This is a genomic window from Elusimicrobiota bacterium, from assembly GCA_026388155.1.
Classification (GTDB): domain Bacteria; phylum Elusimicrobiota; class Elusimicrobia; order Elusimicrobiales; family UBA9959; genus UBA9634.
The window spans coordinates 265,749-284,604 of the sequence record JAPLKI010000010.1; the positions used below are offsets into that span (position 1 = coordinate 265,749).

An 18,856-nucleotide genomic window follows, 5' to 3' on the forward strand; every position below is an offset into this window, starting at 1 on the left:
GGAAAAAGGCGCCGGCTGACACATTTTTACACACTATGCGCAATAAAATCCTGCTGTTAATTTTTATCTCTTTTTCCGCCTGCGCACGCGCGGGCGGGCCTAAGCCCGTGCTGCCGGCAGACGCCCTGCCTGTTCCCATCGTGCGGCAGCCCTCCGGCTACACCTGTGGCGCGGCGTCGCTTTTGGCGGTACTGTTCTACTGGCAGGTTTACACCGGCAATCTAAGCGGGCTTATTGAAGTAACGGGCACCACGCCCGCCGAGGGAGCGACTCCCCAGGGGCTTGTGAAAGGCGCGCAGAAATACGGCCTGAGCGCCTATTACAAGGAAATGACTTCGGTGGAAGATCTGCGCAAAGCGTTTGTCAGGGGGGATACTGTTATTGTGGATATTCAGGCCTGGCCGGACAAGCCGGGGGAAATGTCATGGGCCAAAAGGCGCGAGGATGGGCACTACCTGGTGCTGACGGCCTTGGACGGGCAATACGCCTACTTTATGGACCCGTCGGTGGGGACGGGGTACACTTACATACCGATTGCCGAACTTATGGAGCGCTGGCACGACTATGAAAATCTGAAAACCGGTGTCTGGAACGACAAGCAGCTAGCCATTTTCATCAGTGGCAAAACCCCGCTGAAAAAATACCCCGCCCCACTGGTTCCTACGCTGTAATCACCACCGGGGAGCGGGTCGGGCATGGGGTTGCCCATTCCGCCACGGTGGGGAACCCTCCCGTGGTTCCCCTCCACCCTACCGGGTGGAGCCTCCCTTCCGCTATGTGGCTCCAGAGCAACTCCATGCCCGGCCCTTAGTGGTATCTCTTTAATATAAATATCCCCGCCCCGTTGATACATCCTAACCCGCCCCAAAGGTCGCAGCCAACTTATAAAAACTTACGTCCATCCGGTCATCTTTACCAATAAAAATATTAAAAATTACACATTTGTGGCATAATATCCCTATATCCGGATTAGGAGGTATAATTAGTTATTTTGTTGTCAATACTCCGCTTTGTAAGGTAAAAAATCTTGGTAACGGAGCACATGTAAAACAATCAAATGAATAAATGGGGTATCCCAGATTGGCTTGAGTATGAGGTTCGGCAACGTGACAAGCTGTGTGTCTATTGCAGAACTCCAATGCTTGAATTTCCCCCTGCAGATGGTTCACGCAAATCTGTCGCGACATGGGAGCATATTGTTAACGACGCTAGAATTATCACACGAGAAAATATTGCAAGATGCTGTGCTTCCTGCAATTCAAGTAAAGGAACAAAAAAGCTTTCTTTTTGGATTGAGTCAAACTACTGTAAACGACATGGAATTCATCGGGAGACGGTTGCGGATGTCATTAAGGAAGCGCTAAAACGTGATGCCTAGGGTGGGTGGATTTAGCGTTACCAACGATTTGGGTGGGGAACCTTAATTTAAAGATATCAGGATAAAGAACAGCGAAGGGGTGACGGTTGGATTTGTTTGTGAGGGTTTTCATTAGGCTTCTTACCGCATATTATAATAATTTTCTTTAAGGGCTAGGCATGGGGTTGCTCTGGAGCCACATAGCGGATGGGGGGCCCCGTTTCGGGGGGAAACCACGGGAGGGTTTCCTACGTGGCGGAATGGGCAACCCCATGACTGGCCCGCTCTTCCTCCCCGACCCCCGCAAATAAATCCCGGCGGCAGGACCCCGCTCTACCTTGCGCCACTTCTATAATTAACTGTTTCAATTCCATATAAAAAACCGGGCGGAGCTTTTGGCTTCGCCCGGTTTTTGCTATTCGCTATTCACTATCTTACTATTTGCTCTCCCCTATATCGACCCGGAGACCTGGTGCGCCAGGTGGTCCAGAATGCTCGGGGAATAATTGTTCATCAGCTCGCAGTTGGGGAGGTCCGCTTCGAACAGGCGCAGCTCTATGTCCTGCGCCAGCCTGAAATCGAAGACTACCAGGTTAAGCTCGTCGTTATTCTTCAAGCTGCGCTCGTCCAGGTTGGAAGAGCCGAAAGTTGCCCAGAGGCCGTCAAACACGGCCACTTTTTCGTGCGCCATGCGCCCCTTGTATTCATATATCTGAACGCCCGCTTTTGCAAGCTTCGGATAGTTGGCGCGGGAGGCGTGCTGGACTATGGGTATATTATTGTCCTGCGGCAGTTCCAACTGTACTTTCACGCCGCGGCGGGCCGCGTCGCAAAGCGCGTTGATAATATCCTTGTCGGTGAAATAAGGGTTGGCTATACGGATAGAGTTCTGAGCCGTGCCTATGACGCGCAGGTACATGGCCTTTATGTTCTGGTCGCCCCAGCCGACGTGCGGGACCACTTCCGTCTCGGCGCCGTCCGGATATTGCTCTATAACCGGGAACAAGTCCTCGCCGGCGGAGAAACTGCCGCCCGCGGCAGTCCAGCGTTCCACGAAAGATTCCTGAAGCTTTGCCACGGCGGGGCCCACTACCAGGGTCTGCTGGTCGTGCCAGTCCACCTGGTAGGACCTGCCGATGTTCATGCCGCCGGTAAAGCCCGTTTTCCCGTCTATGACCACCACTTTGCGGTGGTCAAGGTGGCCCTCAAGGGCGGCCAGCGGCTTTTTCACTATTATGCTGACGCCGCTAGAGCGCATTGAATCCAGCATCGTTGTCAGGGCGGGGGTATGCTCCGCCGCCGAGCCGTGCTCGTCTATCATCAGGCGCACTTTCAGGCCGGCTTTGGCCTTGGCTGAAAGTATGTCGGCAATGCCCTGCCCTATATTATCGGCCTGCAGTTGGAATATCTCTATATGTATGGACTTTTGCGCGCTTTGCAGAGCCGCTGTGGCCTCGGGCAGGAAATCCTTGCCATCTATAAGGAACTTAATAAGATTGCGGCCGGCAGGGACGGCTTTGGTCACATTGTGGATATATGTGCGCAGGCCTTCCCAGTCGCCGGGTACCACGGTGCCGCGGTATTTCTTCACCAGGTCCCTTACGTCTTTATACCAGCCCACGGAACGTTCGAGTTTCCCCTGGTCCAGGCGGTAGTAAACGTAGTCGAAAGAGGCGGCGTCCGGGGCCGAGGCCAGCACGCGCATTATGGCTCTTTCCAGATTTTTCTGGTCCGGGTCCTGGCTGTCGGAATTATTATTCTGATTGGGGTTTGAATCCTTCAGCAGGGCCTTAATCATCTGCAGCTTCTGGTCAGGGGAGGCCGCGGACAGGGCTTCATCGCTCATTTTCATTATTTTTTCTGAATCCCTGCTGACGAAAGTTTTGCTTACCTGGCTTAGATCGATAACGGCCTGCGGCGGCTGCGGGGCGGGCACGCTCACGCTTCCGGCGCCTGAGGCCAGTTCTTTATAAGCGGGCCCTTGGGCGGCGTATGCGCCCTGGGCTGAGACTGTCGTGAAGAAGAGAGTGAAAAGGACTGCCGTTGAACGGTTGTGTTTTGTGTTTACCATGGTTATAGTTTATCTTCTATCAAGCGGGAAGGGGAGAGGCGAACGTCTCAAACGTCCGGGGTTTTTTGGCCCCACTGTTTATGGGTATATCGGGTACTTAAAAAATCGGGGCAGGCCCTGTGGCCTGCCCTCTGATGGGTCTCATCCTTACTGCTCTGCTCCGCACTGTTCTGTACTATTCTGCGCTGCACTTCACCATCCTGCTCTGCACTGCTCTCACTTGAGACCCTGTACCTTACTTCTAATTAGAGTATAGCTCCCAAAACTCCAAAGCGCAAGGGCCCTCCGGGTATAAAAAAATACAACTCACCGGACCCCGGCAAAACAAACCGGGCGGAGCTTTTGGGGCTCCGCCCGGTTTTACATTCGCTAACCGCTATACGCTAGCTGCCAGCCGCTATTGCCTACACCAGGCCCTGTGCCATCATTGCGTCGGCTACTTTTTTGAAGCCGGCGATATTGGCGCCCATCACGTAATTACCTGGGTGTCCGGCCTCTTTGGCGCAAGTCACGCAGGCATTATGAATGTTGATCATAATATCGTGCAGGTGCTTATCCACCTCTTCGGCGGACCAGCTCATGCGCATGCTGTTCTGGCTCATTTCGAGACCGGAAGTCGCCACACCGCCCGCGTTCGAAGCCTTGCCCGGAGAGAACAGTATGTTCGCCTTCTGGAAAGCCTCAACGGCTTCGGGGGTGCAGGGCATGTTAGCGCCTTCGGTCACGCAGATAACGCCGTTCTTTATCAGGGTATTTGCGTCGGTCTCGTTAAGCTCGTTCTGAGTTGCGCAGGGCAGGGCCACATCAACTTTAACTTCCCACGGCTTTTTGCCCGCGCGGAATTCCGCGCCGAACTTATCGGCGTAGGGTTTTACAATATCCTGGCCGGAAGCCCGCAGCTGCAGCATATACTCCCATTTCTCGCCGCTGATGCCCGCTTTGTCGTAAATACAGCCGTCCGGGCCCGAAATAGTCACAACTTTTCCGCCCAGATCGTTCACTTTTTTCACGGCTCCCCAGGCCACGTTTCCGAAGCCCGAAACCGCCACTGTTTTGCCTTTAAAGCTGGTGCCTTTGGTCTTAAGCTGCTCCTCGGCGAAATACACCACGCCGAAGCCTGTAGCCTCGGGCCGTATCAGCGAGCCGCCCCAGCTGGTGCCCTTGCCGGTCAGCACGCCCGTGAATTCGTTCTTCAGGCGCTTGTACTGGCCGAACAGGTAGCCTATCTCGCGGCCGCCCACGCCGATGTCGCCCGCCGGCACGTCGGTGTCGGGGCCGATATGGCGGAATAGTTCGGTCATGAAACTCTGGCAGAAGCGCATAACTTCCGCGTCGGATTTCCCTTTGGGATCAAAGTCCGCACCGCCTTTGCCGCCGCCCATGGGGAGCGTGGTAAGGGAATTTTTGAAGATCTGCTCAAAGCCCAGGAACTTCAGGATGCTCAGGTTCACGGACGGGTGGAAGCGCAGGCCGCCTTTATATGGGCCGATGGCGCTGTTGAATTCAATGCGGAAACCGCGGTTGATGCGGTATTCTCCGCTGTCATCCTGCCACGGAACACGGAAAGTGACCGCGCGCTCCGGCTCGACCAATCTGTCGAGTATCTTGGCTTTCACATATTCGGGGTGCTTCTCAAGCACGGGGGTCAGGGTTTCAAGCACTTCTTTGACCGCCTGGTGGAATTCTTTCTCACCGGGGTTCTTGGCGATTACATTGTTCAGCACGTTGTTGACATAATCGTGTACGGACTTCTTGCCTTTCTCTGCTACCGCTGAGGTTTTAGCCATAAGTTCCTTCCTTGGTTTTATTTTTGGATCCTTTACGTTTCGAAACAAAACTGAAGCCTTATATAGTTATACTACAAACCTATAATTCGGATTGTCAACACATCCGCGCATCACTATCTCCCGATTAGAAAAAAACAATGCCTGCGGCCCGGCTTATTGTGTAAAATCTAAGTGTAAAACCCAGTGACGGCTGTATAAATTTTTCTGGTCTATCAGGGAGATATTTTATGAAGATAGGCATTCCTTTTGAAATTACGGAAGGCGAAAGCCGGGTGGCGGCGGCCCCGGAGACGGTGGCCGAACTTAAAAAACTCGGCGTGGAATTTTTGGTGGAATCGGGCGCGGGAGCGGCCGCGCATATGTCGGATGAGGCGTTCAAAAAAGCCGGCGCGGAAATAACCGCTGACACCAAAGCCATATGGGCCAAAACCGATGTGGTGCTTAAGGTGCGCCCGCCCGCAATGAACGAGAAACTTGGCATGCACGAGGTGGATTTGCTTAAGGAAGGCGGCGCGCTGGTAAGCTTTGTGTATCCCGCGCGCAACAAAGATTTGCTGGACAGATTCGCGGCCCGTAAGGCCACGGTCCTCGCTATGGACATGATCCCCCGGATTTCCCGCGCGCAGAAAATGGACGCGCTGAGTTCCATGGGCAACATCGCCGGCTACAGGGCCATGGTGGAGGCGGCTAACCTTTTCGGGAGATTTTTTACGGGCCAGATAACGGCCGCGGGACGGGTTCCGCCGGCCAAGGTTATGGTGATAGGAGCGGGCGTGGCGGGACTTGCCGCCATAGGCGCGGCCAAAGGAATGGGCGCCATCGTGCGGGCTTTTGATACGCGGCCCGAAGTGAAGGACCAGGTAAAAAGCATGGGCGCGGAATTCCTTGAAGTGGACATGAAGGAAGACGGGACCGGCGTGGGCGGCTACGCAAAGGTCATGAGCCCCGAGTTCATCAAGGCCGAAATGGAGCTGTTCAAAAAACAGGCCGCCGACGTGGATATAATCATCACCACTGCACTCGTTCCAGGCGCCAAGGCTCCGATACTTGTCACCAAGGAGCATATTTCCGTTATGAAGCCCGGGTCGCTGGTGGTGGATATGGCGGCCGAACAGGGCGGCAACTGCGAACTGACCAAGCCCGGAAAGGTCGTGGATGTCAATGGTGTCAAGATAATAGGCTATACCGACCTCGCTTCGCGGCTGCCCAACCAGGCCAGCAAGCTTTACGGCGCCAATCTGGCGCATCTTCTGAAGCATATGGAGATACAGAAAGGCGTCAATATCAACATGGAGGACGAGATAGTGCGCGGCGCGCTAGTGGCTTATCAGGGAAAAATAACCTGGCCGCCGCCGAAGCCCAAAACGGACCCGTCCGCGGTGGCAAAGGCCCAGACGAAGGCCCCGGCAAAACCCGCGGCGGCCGCGCCGCCTAAAGAAAAGTGTTCCTGTGCGCGCAACGCCGTGCTGGGGATAATTGCGGCGGCGGCGCTTATCGGCATGGGGTTATCGGCTCCGCCTGCCTTCCTGGCGCATTTCACGGTTTTTATACTGGCTATTTTCGTGGGGTACATGGTCATCTGGAACGTCACTCCGGCCCTGCACACTCCCCTGATGAGCGTTACCAACGCCATCAGCGGCATCATCGTGATAGGGGCCATGCTTCAGATCTCCGGCGCGGGCTGGACCTCCTGGACCGCAACAATAGCGGTGCTGCTCGCCTCGATAAACATTTTCGGCGGGTTCCTTGTTACGCGGCGCATGCTTAAGATGTTCAGGAAATAAGGAAAAACATGGAAAATATAATCCAGCAGAACGGAATATTGATCATATCTTATATTGTCGCCAGCGTGCTGTTCATCCTGAGCCTTGGCGGCCTTAGCAACCCTGAATCTTCGCGCCGCGGGAACTGGTTCGGCATTATCGGAATGGCGATAGCGGTCATAGCCACGTTCTTCCACCCAAGCGTGAATTCGCAGGGGTACGCGTTGCTCATAGCGATGGTTGTTATAGGCGGTGCTATAGGCTCGGTAGTGGCGGCAAAGATAGCGATGACCGCGATGCCCCAGCTTGTGGCCGGCTTCCATAGCTTCGTGGGTATGGCTGCCGTACTTGTGGGCATAAACAGCTATATGGGAAGCGCAGGGCTTTCGGGCGCGGCGCGCACCATTCATGAAACCGAGGTCTTTCTGGGCGTGTTCATAGGCGCGGTAACGTTCACGGGATCTGTGGTGGCCTTCGGCAAGCTGCAGGCCATCATACGCAGCAAGCCGCTTCTCCTGCCCGGCCGACATCTGCTGAACATCGCCATGCTGCTTGCCACCCTTTATTGCGGTTACCTGTTCTTCGGAGTGGAAGACCTGATGGGCCAGGGGATGTCTGCGCTTATCGCAATGACGGTGATAGCTTTCGCGCTGGGCGTGCACCTGGTTATGAGCATAGGCGGCGCCGATATGCCGGTGGTGGTGTCCATGCTTAACAGTTATTCCGGTTGGGCCGCCGCGGCAACCGGCTTCCTGCTTGAGAACGACCTGCTTATCATAACGGGTGCGCTTGTGGGCTCAAGCGGCGCGATACTTAGTTACATCATGTGCAAGGCCATGAACCGCTCGCTTATCAATGTTATATTCGGCGGGTTCGGCGCCTCGGAGGGAAAAATAGCCGCCGCCGGAACCGGGATAGCCGGGGAAGTGGTGGCGACAAGCGTGGACGAAGTGGCGCACATGCTTATGGAAGCCAAGAACGTGATAGTGATACCCGGCTACGGCATGGCCGTGGCCCGCGCCCAGCATCCCGTCAAAGACATTTCGGACAAGCTGCGCGCAAAGGGCGTGAACGTGCGGTTCGCCATTCACCCCGTTGCAGGGCGGCTCCCCGGCCACATGAACGTGCTGCTTGCCGAGGCGAACGTGCCCTACGACATCGTGCTTGAGATGGACGAGATAAACAAGGACTTCCCGGAAACCGACGTGGCACTGGTCATCGGCGCGAACGATATCGTGAACCCCGGCGCGCTTGAGGATCCCTCAAGCCCGATTTACGGTATGCCTGTGCTTGAAACCTGGAAAGCTAAAACAACGGTGGTGCTGAAACGCAGCATGGCCGCGGGTTATGCGGGCGTGGAAAACCCGCTTTTCTACAAAGAGAACACCCGGATGCTGTTCGGCGACGCCAAAAAAAGCGTGGAAAGCGTTCTGGCAAAACTGCAGTAAGGTCAGGCTTTGCGCAAATCTCCCGTCCGCCACAGGCGGCGCGGGGGATTGGATTTATTCTTACTTATGAGCTCTATTTACGCGCTGTTCGCGGCTTTTCTTTTCGCGCTTTCCATGCCGCTGGGCAAGTTGCTGCTCGGGCATCTCGCGCCGCTTGAACTTTCGGCTTTCTGCTATCTGGGCTGCGCGCTCGGGCTTTTCGGCTGGCGGCTTATCGCCGGACCTTCCGCCGCGGCCGAGCGGTTTGGCAGAAAGGACTTCAAGTGGGTGGCGGCTTTCACTCTTTTCGGCGGCGTGGCGGCGCCTCTGCTTTTGTTCGAGGGCCTGAACTTAAGCCATTCATCGCAGGCATCGCTGATGCTGAATTTTGAGCTGGTATTTACTTCTCTTATCGCCGTCGTTTTTTTCAGGGAGCGCGGCGGATGGCGTCTTTGGGCGGCGGTGGCGCTGATAACCGCTGGCGCCTTCAGCCTCGGATTTGACAGGGGCGTGCCGGGGACGGGTAGGGGTTTGCTTTTGGTGGGGCTTGCCAGTTTTGCCTGGGCTTTGGATAATAATTTTACGGCAAGGGTTTCCGCGAAAGACCCGCTTACTCTTGCCGCCATCAAGGGGCTGGCCGGGGGGCTGGTGAATCTGGCGCTGGCTCTGGCGGTCTATGGCCGGGCGGCTCCGGCCGCGCCGGCTGTTTTGGCGCTAGCGCTCGGGGCGGTAAGTTACGGGGCCAGCCTGGTGTTTTTGATACTTGCCATGCGCGCTCTGGGCGCCGCCAGAGCGGGGGCATTTTTCGGAGTGTATCCGTTTATGGGGGCGCTGGCCGGCCTTCTGTTTTTGGGCGAAACGCTAAGCGCGGGCCTTATAGCGGCGTTCGTGTTTACGGCGGCCGGCGTCGCGCTGCTTACGGGTGAACGGCACTCGCACCGGCATTTTCATCCGGCCCTCGAGCACGAACACGCGCACTTGCACGACGCGCATCACAACCATCCCCACGGGGCCGCAAATCCCCTGCCCTGGCACAGCCACAGTCATATTCACAGCCCGCTTTTCCACGAGCACGGACATATTCATGACGAGCATCATCAAGCCAGCGCTGAAGAGCTGAAGAGCTGAAGTTCCTGCACCCCTTCCCGGGAATTTGCCACAGGGAACACCACATTGCGGTTTCCCCTGCCTCCGGCGTTGTCCGTGACTGTGCCGTAACAGGGGCTCTGACTGTCAGACGGCCGGAGCTTTCCGCCTGAGGCGGGGTACTCACCTTGAATTATTGCCGCAAAGAGGACAGCCGGGCCTTTTTATTTATATAATTAAATATCACTTTCACTCCGCCGTTTTATTCGCAGGAAAAAACGGGGGAGAATAATGATTTTTGTTTTCCTTACTCACATAAGAGGTTTCCAAATGTATCTCAAAAGTGTGGAAATAAGCGGGTTTAAATCTTTCGCGAACAAGGTCAGGGTGCAGCTGAAGCCCGGCATCACCTGCGTGGTGGGCCCCAACGGCTGCGGCAAGTCCAATGTGGTGGATTCCATAAAATGGTGCATAGGCGAAATGTCGTGGAAGTCGCTCAGGATGCCGTCCATGATGGATGTCGTTTTCGCGGGCACCACCAAGCGCCAGCCTCTTAACATGGCCGAAGTGTCCATGACCTTTGACAACGAATCCCGAAAACTCCCGCTGGACTTCAGCGAGGTTACCATTACCCGCAAAATTTACCGCTCCGACGAATCCGAATATTTCATAAACAAGGTGCAGTGCCGCCTGAAAGACATACGCGAAATGTTCATGGATACAGGCATAGGCACCGACGGTTACGCCATCATAGACCAGGGCGAGGTTGAATATGTGCTGTCGGCGACAGCCGAGGAACGGCGCGAGCTTTTTGAGGAGGCGGCGGGCGTTTCCAAATACAAGGCCAAGCGCGAAGAGGCTTTGCGCAAACTGGAAAAAGTGGACCAGGACATGGCGCGGCTGTCGGATTCCATGGTCCTTATAGACGAGCAGGTAAAAAAACTGGACAGCGAGGCAAAAAAAGCCCGCCTCCAGAAAAAATACCAGGAAGAACTCGCGTCCGCTGAAATGGCTTTTCTGGTAAAAGAAGACGCCTCCCACAAGGCGGGACTTGACGCCGCGAAGGCCAAGCTTGAACCGGTGAACAAGGAACTTGGCGAAATAGCCGCCGCCATAACGGCCCTTGAGGGGGAAATAGCGGCGCTTAATTTAACCCTTGTAAACAAAGTCGAAGATGAAAGGGCTCTTAAAGAGGCAGTGGCCGCCGTAAAATTTGAAAAAAATAATACCGAAGGGAAAATAGTAAATAACGGCCTGCTGCTCGAGGAAATAAACCGCCAGAGCGACTCGCTGAATATTTCCGAAACGCGCAACGCCGAAAGCCTTGTCAAGGACGAACCGCGTCTTAAAGAGTTACAGGCCGCGTTGGCGCAGGGAGTCGATGGTCTTTCAGCGGTTAAAGCCGAATACGACGGCGCTTTCGCCGCGCTTTCAAAACTGGACGGGGACGCTCTGGCGCTCGGTGAGGCCGCTGAAAACCTTACAAAAGTCCTTTCCGATTCTTACCAGTCGGAAATGTCAATTTCAAACGCTTCGTCCGCGGCCGCTTCGGACATCGGGCATTATAAAGACAACCTTTCCGGCCTGCGCAAAGATCTGGCGGATCTGGCCGCGTTAAAAACAGAATTGGAAGCGCGCGTAAACGGTCTTAAGGAAAAAATGAATTCCGCGACCGCTTCCCTGGCTGCGGAGAACGCGGGCCAGGCCGGGCTTGAAAAGGAAAGGGACTCTAAGGCCGCGCGCCTGGCCGAAATTGAAAAGCGGCTTGCCTCCGCGCGCGAAGAAAAAGCGTGGGACCAGTCCCGCCTGGAGGCTATACTCGCGCAGGGAGAGAAAGATTCATACTGGGTGGGCATAAATAACGTGCTTAACTCCGGGATTTCCGGATTGCGCGGTACCCTGCGGCATTTAGTGAGCGTTAAAAAAGAGGATAAACTTGTCCTTGAGGACGCGCTGGGCCGTTTTCTTGACTCCGTGGTCTGTGAAACGGCGGGCGCGGCGCAGGAAGCCATAGGTTACCTGAAGCACCTTGGCAAGGGCCGTTGCCGCTTTTTGATCCTTGACCGCGTGCAGAATATCGGCGCCGCCTCTTCCTGGGACGCGCCTAATGCCCGCAAACTGCTTGAAAAGATTTCCTGCGACGGCGCTTATCAGCCCCTGGTGGCAAATTTGCTTTCAGACGTGTACGCCGTGGACGGCTCGGTTATGGGTCCGTTCTGGATGACCGGCGGAGTGGAAACCGTGGCTTCAAATGAGCCCTACTGGGAAGAGGAAGGCGAACTGAAAGAAAATATCAAGGCGCTTGAAAGCGAGCTCTCGCGCCTTGAAGCGGAAAAAACCGCCGTGGCCGCGGGACTTTTGGGAAACGAAGCGGCGCTGGCCGCCTGCGGCGAAAAGATAAACGCCCTGAACATAGATTATCACCGCGCAGAAGCCGAGGCCCTTGCGGCCGAAAATGAAGTGCGGCTGAAAGCGCAGAACCTTGATTTTACCTCGGCTGAAATAGGAAAAACCGAAGCGGCCCTTAAAAACGCCGAAGAGCAGCTTGGTCTTTTAACTGAAAAGCTTTCCGCCGCTAAAACCTCCACCGAGGCCAAAAAGGCCGAAGCCGCCGCCCTTGAGGATAAAAAAGCCGCCTTGAATTCCGAACGGGACCGCCTGAACGGGGAATTGGGGGCGAAAAAAGCCCACCTGGACAATTATAATCAGAATCTGCAGGGCGACCGTGACGAGTGCGCCCGTCTTGAGACTTTGATCAGGGAACTTGGCGAGGAACGCTCTCACTTCTCGCAGCGCAGGGCCGAACTTTCGGCACGCCGGGCCTCCGTTAACGAAGAAACCGGCGTAAGCGCTCTGCGCCGCACCGAACTGATGCACGACCTGGCGGAAAAAGAAATAATGGAGCGCCAGATAGCCGGCGAGCTCAACGAATTACGGAACAGCTACGAGCGGCTGAACGCCAACCTGCGCGACAATAACGAGTTGAAAACGGAAGGTGAAAAGACGCGCTACCAGATAGAAATCGAGATGAACACCATTACTACGAGGGCGGAGGAAACCGTAAGGCGTCTTAAAGACGACTGGAACATCACCCCTTCGGAAGCTGCGGTCAAATGCGCCGGCGTTGAAACGGATGCGGAACGCGTGAAATTCCTTAAGAAGCGCGTGGAAAATATGGGCGCGGTCAACATGACGGCCCCTGAGGAATACGATACTCTGACCGCCCGCTATAATTTCATGAATTCGCAGGTGGAAGACCTTAACAAGGCCAAGGCGGACCTGAAGTCGGCCATCTCAAAAATAAACGAAACCACCAGGGATAATTTTAAGGACACCTTTGACAAGGTTAAAACCCATTTTAAACAGATCTATGCTTTGCTTTTTAACGGAGGCGAGGCCGAACTTATACTTACCATGCCCGACAATCTGCTTGAAACCGGGGTGGAGATACTGGCGCACCCGCCGGGCAAACGCCTGGTGAGCATTTCCCAGCTTTCAGGCGGCGAAAAGGCTCTCACGGCGCTGGCGCTCCTGTTCAGTTTCTTTTGCGTCAACCCGTCGCCTTTCTGCGTTATGGACGAAGCCGACGCGCCGCTGGACGAGGCCAATGTGGAGCGGTTCGTGCGCCTGATACGGGAGTTCTCGGCCACCACGCAGTTTATAGTTATCACCCACAATAAACGCACCATGGAAGCGGCCGATATACTTTATGGCGTCACCATGGAGGAACTTGGGGTGTCCAAGGTGATTTCCGTGGACCTTAAAAAGGCTTCGGCGCTTGCCGAAAAGCCGGAACCGGTGACAATCTGATGCTGTACGGCATTTTTTCGGACGTGCATGCGAACCTGGAAGCCTTCCGGGGCGTGCTTGGGTTTTACGAAAAAAACAAAGTGGAACATTTCCTGTGCTGCGGAGATCTGGTGGGATATGGCCCTCAGCCGCAGGAATGCGTCGAGCTTGTAATGGCGCTTAAAGATTATCGTTCCGTGCTCGGCAATCATGACGCGGCTGTGACCGGGCGCATGGATATGAAGTGGTTTAACCCGAACGCGATTGCGGCTATTGAGTTCGCCCGTAAAAATTTATCCGGCTCTGCCCTTGCTTTTCTCTCCGCGCTGCCTGAAAGAATTGAAACTCCGGATTTTACCCTGGTGCACGGTTCGCCCAGAAAACCGCTGACCGAATATTTACTCGGGGAAATACAGTTTTTTGACAACCTTAAATTTTGGACCGTATCGCCCTGTTTTATGGGCCATACCCACATGCCGGCCTATTTCCGGCAGGACGCTTCGGGCCTGCCTGAGAACGATTTTTTGGGCCCCATGCGGCGCGTGGCCGCGGGCGGAGGACGCCTTATGCTTAACCCGGGCTCGGTCGGCCAGCCAAGAGACGGGGACCCCAGAGCCTCCTGCGCGATTTACGACACTGAAAACAAGGTTTTTGAAATTTTCAGGGTGCCATACGACATAGAGAAAACCACCCGGCTTATAAGCGAGTTTAAGCTGCCGGTCATCCTGGGTGAGCGGCTGGCGTTCGGCTTTTAGTACTAGCCATATGCCGTAGGCTATAAGCCATAAGCTACAATGAACTCCTTAAAAAAGAGTATGGCTTATGGCACTCTATAGCGTATGGCAGTCTTTGTGGAGGAACAATGAAAATCTGCATATTAATAGTTGACGATGACGAGAATTTTATAGAGACGCTCAATGACGGTTTAAAGCTCAAAGAGCCCGAGGCGGAAATTTCAGTGGCGAGATCCGCCCGTGAGGCTCTTGACGTGCTTTCCAAGGTGTCGCCGTCCATTATCATACTTGATGTTCAGCTGCCGGATATGCACGGCGTTGAGTTTTTGCGCGTGCTCAGGGACTCCCCGAAGCTTAAAAAAACCCCCGTGGTCTTTATTTCCGCCAAATATACCGAGCCCGCGGACCGCTCGGAAGCCATGCTTGCCGGCGCCGGAGCGTTTTTTTCAAAGCCCGTCAGCGTTGAAGAGCTGTGGGCCGAGATGGTCTATCTGCTCGGTAAGAAGAAATAGCGCTTGTGGTATAATATTAATCAGCGAATGGCGAATAGGGGATAGCGGATAGAAAACAGACGGGGAAAATAAATATAGTCTGCCGGGATCAGGCCGCAAAGTCTAAGCGTGAAATTTAATCTTTGAGCGTTTATTCCATACGGTTTATCGCCGCCGGTTTTTATTCCAGACCGATGCGCACAAACGGGGAGTTAAAAGGAGATTCCAATGCCAACTGAAATACAGCTGACCGACGCCAATTTTGAAGAGGAAGTGATAAAATGCGCCACCCCGGTGCTGGTGGATTTTTGGGCGCCCTGGTGCGGCCCCTGCCGCATGATAGGCCCCATCATTGAGGAACTGGCCAAGGAGTATTCCGGCAAAGCAAAGGTGTGTAAGTTGAATACCGATGAATGCCCCGACACCGCCGCAAAATACAATATTTCAGCCATACCCACCATACTTTTATTCAAGGGCGGCAAGCTCGCGCAGGAACTGGTGGGACTTCAGCAGAAAGAAAATATAAAACGCCACCTGGACGAACTGCTGTAAGCCCTCAAGGAGGGGGCGACAGCAGGTAAAAGCATAGCGGAGTTTAAGGCAAGAAATATTATTACTTCCACCTTCCACCCCTGTGGCGCGGCTGCGGTCAGCCGCAACTATCGATCAGAAATCATAATACTTCGTCTTCACCGTACCGGCAATCAATAAAATGAATTCCCAGCGCGTTTTTATAGTTGACGCCCACGCTTTCCTGCACAGGAGCTACCATGCCCTGCCTAAGCTTACAAATTCAAAGGGGGAGGAAGTTGGCGCGCTGTACGGTTTCATGCGCCTGCTCCTTAAGCTGGTGCGGGAGCAAAAGCCCCATTACCTGGCCGTGTGTTTTGATTCTCCCGGGGGGTCGTTTCGCGATTCCATATTCCCGGAGTATAAAGCCAACCGCACGGAAACCGAAGCGCCTCTGGTAAGACAGCTGGGCAGCGCGCGCGAACTTACGGCCGCTTTGGGATTCAAGGGCGTTTACGCGAAGGGTTTTGAGGCCGACGACCTTATTGCGGCGCTTGCCGGAAAGTTTTCAAGGGCCGGAGTGGAAACCGTAATAGTTTCAGGGGACAAGGACGCGTGCCAGCTTGTGGGCCCTCTTGTAAAACTTTGGGACGGCTCAGCGCAGGTTTTTTCGGGGCCGGAGGCTGTGCTTAAGAAATATGGCGTAACGCCCGCGCAGCTTGCCGATTACTTTTCTCTTACAGGCGACGCTTCCGATAATGTGCCCGGAGTTCTGGGCGTCGGCCCAAAAAGCGCGGCAAAGCTTATTAATGAATACGGGAGTCTCGCGGCGGTGCTCGAAGCCGCCAAAAGTCCGGAACTCGCGTCCAAAGACAAGGCGCTTGCCAGGGTGGCGCGGGACTTCGCTAATGCCGAGCTCTCAAGGCGGCTTATTCTGCTTGATACGAACGCGCCTGTAGAGGCGGATTTTGAGGCTTTTATCCCGGCCAGGCCCGATATGGCCGTTCTTGAAGCTATGGCTAACCGCCTTGAGTTCAGGGAATTAAGGGCCATGTGCGGCGCCGCTGCGGGGGGCGCGGGGCCCGCCGGAGAGTCTATGTCGCTGTTTGCGGCCAATACCGGGGTAAGTGCCGTATCAGAGGCCTATGGCCCTCGGACGGCCAAACCCGAAAATCTGCCGCCTATAAAAACGCCGGATGAAATTCTTGTTTCCGTTCCCGATATGCTTTCAGCGTACGCTTTTGAAGGGGGGATTGCCCTCGGGTCATCTTCCGGAGTCTGCCTGCTGGAAAAAGGTTTTTTTTCTCAAAGCCAGGCGGCTCTGGCAATTGCGGCCCTTAAAAACCCGGCTATTCATAAAACCGCTTTCGGCATTAAAAGCGCCATGCATTCGCTTGGTTTTGAAGCGGGTGAAAGCCCCATGAATTTTTTTGAACTTGAAACGGCCTCGGCTCTTCTCGGCGCGGGGGATAAAAAGCGCGGGCCGCAGAACCTTGCTTTTGAAAAGCTTGGACGCGCTCCGGCGCAGGAGGGCTCGCTGGAAGAAAAACTGCTTGTCTGCGGCCATCTTGGGGAACTTGCGGTGAAACTGAAGGGTGAGCTTGAGGCAGCCGGGCTTTGGAAAGTTTATGAAACGCTTGAATTGCCGCTTACGGCCCCGGTTTACGCCATGGAAAAAACCGGCTTTATGGTGGACATGGCAATGCTGGGCGAACTCTCGCAGGATTTCGAAAAAAAACTCTCCGCCATTGAAAGCGAGGCTGAAGCGCTTACCGGAGAGAAGGTAAACCTTAACTCTCCCAAACAGCTGTCATTCCTTATATATGAAAAGCTTAATATTCAACTGGACGAGCAGCAGAAGCGGATGTTCAAGACCAAAGAGGGCCTTTCAACCGGTGAAGAGGCGCTTAATTTCCTTAAGGCCGCGCACCCGGTAATCCCCAAAATACTTGAGTTCCGCGAAATATCAAAACTGAAAAGCTCTTTCGTCGATAATTTGCTTGCGGCCGCCGACTCAGGCGGCAGGGTGCATTCAACTTTTGACGCTATCGGCACGGCCACCGGCCGCTTCTCCAGTTCAAAGCCCAATTTGCAGAATATCCCGGTGCGTTCCGAGTACGGACAACTGGTGCGCAAGTGTTTCGTAGCGCGCGAAGGTTTTTCACTTTTAAGCGCCGACTATTCGCAGATAGACCTTCGGGTACTGGCGCACAACTCGCTTGATAAGGCGCTCGTAGAGGCCTTCCGCTCCGGCCAGGACATACACCTGCGCACGGCCTCCGAAATTTTTAATTGCGCCCCGGAGCTGGTTACAAAAGAGATGCGCCGCTCCGCCAAGGCCATAAATTTCGGCATAGTGTACGGCCAGGGCGCGCAGGGCCTTGCCAGAGAGCTCGGCATAAGCCGCGCTGACGCCGCCAAATATATAAACCACTATTTTGAAGTTTACTCTGGAGTAAAGGAGTGGATCGATAAAACCGTGGAGACCGCAAAAAAAGACGGTTTTGTCGCCACTTTCACGGGCCGGCGCCGGACCCTGCCGGAGTTGAAAGCTTCAAACCCGCATATAAGGTCTTTTGCCGAAAGGGCGGCGGTTAATACGCCTATTCAGGGCGGTTCCGCCGACATTATAAAGAAAGCCATGATACGAATATGGGGCTTAATTAAAGATTCCGATGGGGTTTTTATGCTTTCTCAGGTGCATGACGAGCTTATCTTTGAGGTGCGGGACCCGCTGATCGAAGAAACGGCCGCGCTTGTAAAACGCGAAATGGAAAGCGCTTTCCCTCTTGTCGTGCCCCTGAAAGTAGAACTAAAAGCCGGAAAAAACTGGCAGGATATGCACGAAGTGACAGCGAATAGTAAGATAGCGAATAGCGAATAGCGAATAGCGAAAAAGCTGATAATAAAATTTTCCGGCTACTACTATTAGCTTTCTTACTATTTACTATTCGCTACTTAATATGAACCTGGCTCTCGAATCTTTCAATAATCTGCCCCGCGTTACCCGGTGGCTGGCCGTAAGTTTTTTTGCCGGCTGGCTCCTGGAGCTGGCCTTCGGCCCAGTGTTAAACGTGTATTTCGGCCTGGTTCCGCAGCTTACGGCCGGGCAATATTGGTTTTGGCAGCCCCTGACCTATATTTTTATCCATGCCGGCTTCTGGCATTTTCTCTTTAACGCCTTCATGCTTTGGATGCTTGGGCGTTTTCTTGAGCCGATAATGGGCTCCGCACGGTTCTTGCGGTTTTTTTTGTTCTGCGGAGTTGCGGCCGGGCTTTTTACCGTTTTGATATCGCCGCGCTCCGTTATACCGGTGATAGGCGCTTCAGGGGCGATTTATGGCCTGCTTGCCGCTTTCGCATTTTACTACCCGGACATGAAAGTGTATTTATATTTTATTTTCCCTTTAACCGCGAGACAGCTGGCTCTGGCGCTGGGGGTGCTTGAATTTACGCTCAGTCTTGCCGTACCCGGTTCAAAAATAGCTAATGTCACGCACTTAAGCGGCCTGATTTTCGGCTGGCTTTACCTGAAAGCGGGGACGCTTGACCCTACCACCTGCTTCAAATCGAAGATTTGCCTTCGGCAAATAATCCCACCGCCTGCCGCAGGTGGTGGAATAAGCAGGTGGTGGGGTGAAATGCCGCAGTGGCCCTGGGCTAAGAAGGATAAAATTGAATCTGAGCGCAATGAAACTGACGCCTTGCTTGAAAAAATCTCAAAAAAAGGCCTTGGCTCCCTTTCTAAAAGTGAAATTGAAAAGCTTAGCCGTTATTCGCGGGGAGGGAACGCATGAGCCGCCTTGAATTTTGGCCGTCTGTGAGACACCGTCCATGATAC

13 protein-coding genes are annotated in these 18,856 nt (G+C 54.3%); 11 read left to right on the top strand and 2 right to left on the bottom strand.

Features of this window, described 5'->3' with window-relative positions:
- Positions 1–35: 35 nt before the first annotated feature.
- Both NTX59_04325 and NTX59_04330 read left to right on the top strand, forming a co-directional pair.
- Entirely contained in the window at positions 36–671 is a 636-nt protein-coding gene (locus NTX59_04325; protein MCX5784893.1) for a C39 family peptidase, read from the top strand.
- Positions 672–1,057: 386 nt separating this feature from the next.
- The gene (locus tag NTX59_04330; protein ID MCX5784894.1) at positions 1,058–1,378 is read left to right on the top strand and encodes an HNH endonuclease; all 321 of its coding nucleotides are present in this window, start codon (positions 1,058–1,060) and stop codon (positions 1,376–1,378) included.
- Positions 1,379–1,808: 430 nt separating this feature from the next.
- On the opposite strand, the gene NTX59_04335 is transcribed toward NTX59_04330, so the two are convergent.
- Positions 1,809–3,428 (bottom strand): phosphatidylserine/phosphatidylglycerophosphate/cardiolipin synthase family protein, encoded by a 1,620-nt coding sequence (locus NTX59_04335; protein MCX5784895.1) that lies wholly within the window; start codon positions 3,426–3,428, stop codon positions 1,809–1,811.
- Between the two features lie 404 nt (positions 3,429–3,832).
- Positions 3,833–5,215 carry an NADP-specific glutamate dehydrogenase gene (gene gdhA / locus NTX59_04340; protein MCX5784896.1) on the bottom strand — a complete coding sequence of 461 codons (1,383 nt, stop codon included), beginning with the start codon at positions 5,213–5,215 and terminating at the stop codon, positions 3,833–3,835.
- 227 nt (positions 5,216–5,442) lie between these two features.
- Between gdhA and NTX59_04345 the strand changes: the two genes are divergently transcribed.
- From NTX59_04345 to NTX59_04385, 9 genes are all read left to right on the top strand, one after another.
- Complete coding sequence (locus NTX59_04345; GenBank protein ID MCX5784897.1) at positions 5,443–6,999, top strand: Re/Si-specific NAD(P)(+) transhydrogenase subunit alpha; 1,557 nt, start codon at positions 5,443–5,445, stop codon at positions 6,997–6,999.
- Between the two features lie 8 nt (positions 7,000–7,007).
- Complete coding sequence (pntB, locus tag NTX59_04350) at positions 7,008–8,426, top strand: Re/Si-specific NAD(P)(+) transhydrogenase subunit beta (GenBank protein MCX5784898.1); 1,419 nt, start codon at positions 7,008–7,010, stop codon at positions 8,424–8,426.
- A gap of 66 nt (positions 8,427–8,492) precedes the next feature.
- Positions 8,493–9,533 carry an EamA family transporter gene (locus tag NTX59_04355; GenBank protein MCX5784899.1) on the top strand — a complete coding sequence of 347 codons (1,041 nt, stop codon included), beginning with the start codon at positions 8,493–8,495 and terminating at the stop codon, positions 9,531–9,533.
- A 288-nt stretch (positions 9,534–9,821) separates the two neighbouring features.
- Complete coding sequence (gene smc, locus NTX59_04360) at positions 9,822–13,301, top strand: chromosome segregation protein SMC (protein ID MCX5784900.1); 3,480 nt, start codon at positions 9,822–9,824, stop codon at positions 13,299–13,301.
- Positions 13,301–14,035 carry a metallophosphoesterase family protein gene (locus NTX59_04365; GenBank protein ID MCX5784901.1) on the top strand — a complete coding sequence of 245 codons (735 nt, stop codon included), beginning with the start codon at positions 13,301–13,303 and terminating at the stop codon, positions 14,033–14,035. Before smc ends, NTX59_04365 begins: the two co-directional genes overlap by 1 nt.
- A 107-nt stretch (positions 14,036–14,142) precedes the next feature.
- On the top strand, positions 14,143–14,526 hold the full coding sequence (locus tag NTX59_04370; GenBank protein ID MCX5784902.1) for a response regulator: 384 nt from the start codon (positions 14,143–14,145) through the stop codon (positions 14,524–14,526).
- Positions 14,527–14,733: 207 nt separating this feature from the next.
- Positions 14,734–15,057 carry a thioredoxin gene (gene trxA / locus NTX59_04375; GenBank protein ID MCX5784903.1) on the top strand — a complete coding sequence of 108 codons (324 nt, stop codon included), beginning with the start codon at positions 14,734–14,736 and terminating at the stop codon, positions 15,055–15,057.
- 160 nt (positions 15,058–15,217) lie between these two features.
- On the top strand, positions 15,218–17,899 hold the full coding sequence (polA, locus tag NTX59_04380) for a DNA polymerase I (protein MCX5784904.1): 2,682 nt from the start codon (positions 15,218–15,220) through the stop codon (positions 17,897–17,899).
- A gap of 79 nt (positions 17,900–17,978) precedes the next feature.
- Positions 17,979–18,812: a rhomboid family intramembrane serine protease gene (locus NTX59_04385; protein ID MCX5784905.1), complete on the top strand. Its 834-nt coding sequence runs from the start codon at positions 17,979–17,981 to the stop codon at positions 18,810–18,812.
- The last annotated feature ends 44 nt before the right edge of the window (positions 18,813–18,856 follow it).

What these genes read in the sequence shown, in the direction of transcription:
- NTX59_04325 (MCX5784893.1), top strand. Translation starts at nt 36, where the DNA reads ATGCGCAATAAAATCCTGCTGTTAATTTTTATCTCTTTTTCCGCCTGC.
- NTX59_04345 (MCX5784897.1), top strand. Translation starts at nt 5,443, where the DNA reads ATGAAGATAGGCATTCCTTTTGAAATTACGGAAGGCGAAAGCCGGGTG.
- NTX59_04365 (MCX5784901.1), top strand. Translation starts at nt 13,301, where the DNA reads ATGCTGTACGGCATTTTTTCGGACGTGCATGCGAACCTGGAAGCCTTC.
- trxA (MCX5784903.1), top strand. Translation starts at nt 14,734, where the DNA reads ATGCCAACTGAAATACAGCTGACCGACGCCAATTTTGAAGAGGAAGTG.
- polA (MCX5784904.1), top strand. Translation starts at nt 15,218, where the DNA reads ATGAATTCCCAGCGCGTTTTTATAGTTGACGCCCACGCTTTCCTGCAC.
- pntB (MCX5784898.1), top strand. Translation starts at nt 7,008, where the DNA reads ATGGAAAATATAATCCAGCAGAACGGAATATTGATCATATCTTATATT.
- NTX59_04370 (MCX5784902.1), top strand. Translation starts at nt 14,143, where the DNA reads ATGAAAATCTGCATATTAATAGTTGACGATGACGAGAATTTTATAGAG.
- NTX59_04355 (MCX5784899.1), top strand. Translation starts at nt 8,493, where the DNA reads ATGAGCTCTATTTACGCGCTGTTCGCGGCTTTTCTTTTCGCGCTTTCC.
- NTX59_04385 (MCX5784905.1), top strand. Translation starts at nt 17,979, where the DNA reads ATGAACCTGGCTCTCGAATCTTTCAATAATCTGCCCCGCGTTACCCGG.
- smc (MCX5784900.1), top strand. Translation starts at nt 9,822, where the DNA reads ATGTATCTCAAAAGTGTGGAAATAAGCGGGTTTAAATCTTTCGCGAAC.
- gdhA (MCX5784896.1), bottom strand. Translation starts at nt 5,215, where the DNA reads ATGGCTAAAACCTCAGCGGTAGCAGAGAAAGGCAAGAAGTCCGTACAC.
- NTX59_04335 (MCX5784895.1), bottom strand. Translation starts at nt 3,428, where the DNA reads ATGGTAAACACAAAACACAACCGTTCAACGGCAGTCCTTTTCACTCTC.
- NTX59_04330 (MCX5784894.1), top strand. Translation starts at nt 1,058, where the DNA reads ATGAATAAATGGGGTATCCCAGATTGGCTTGAGTATGAGGTTCGGCAA.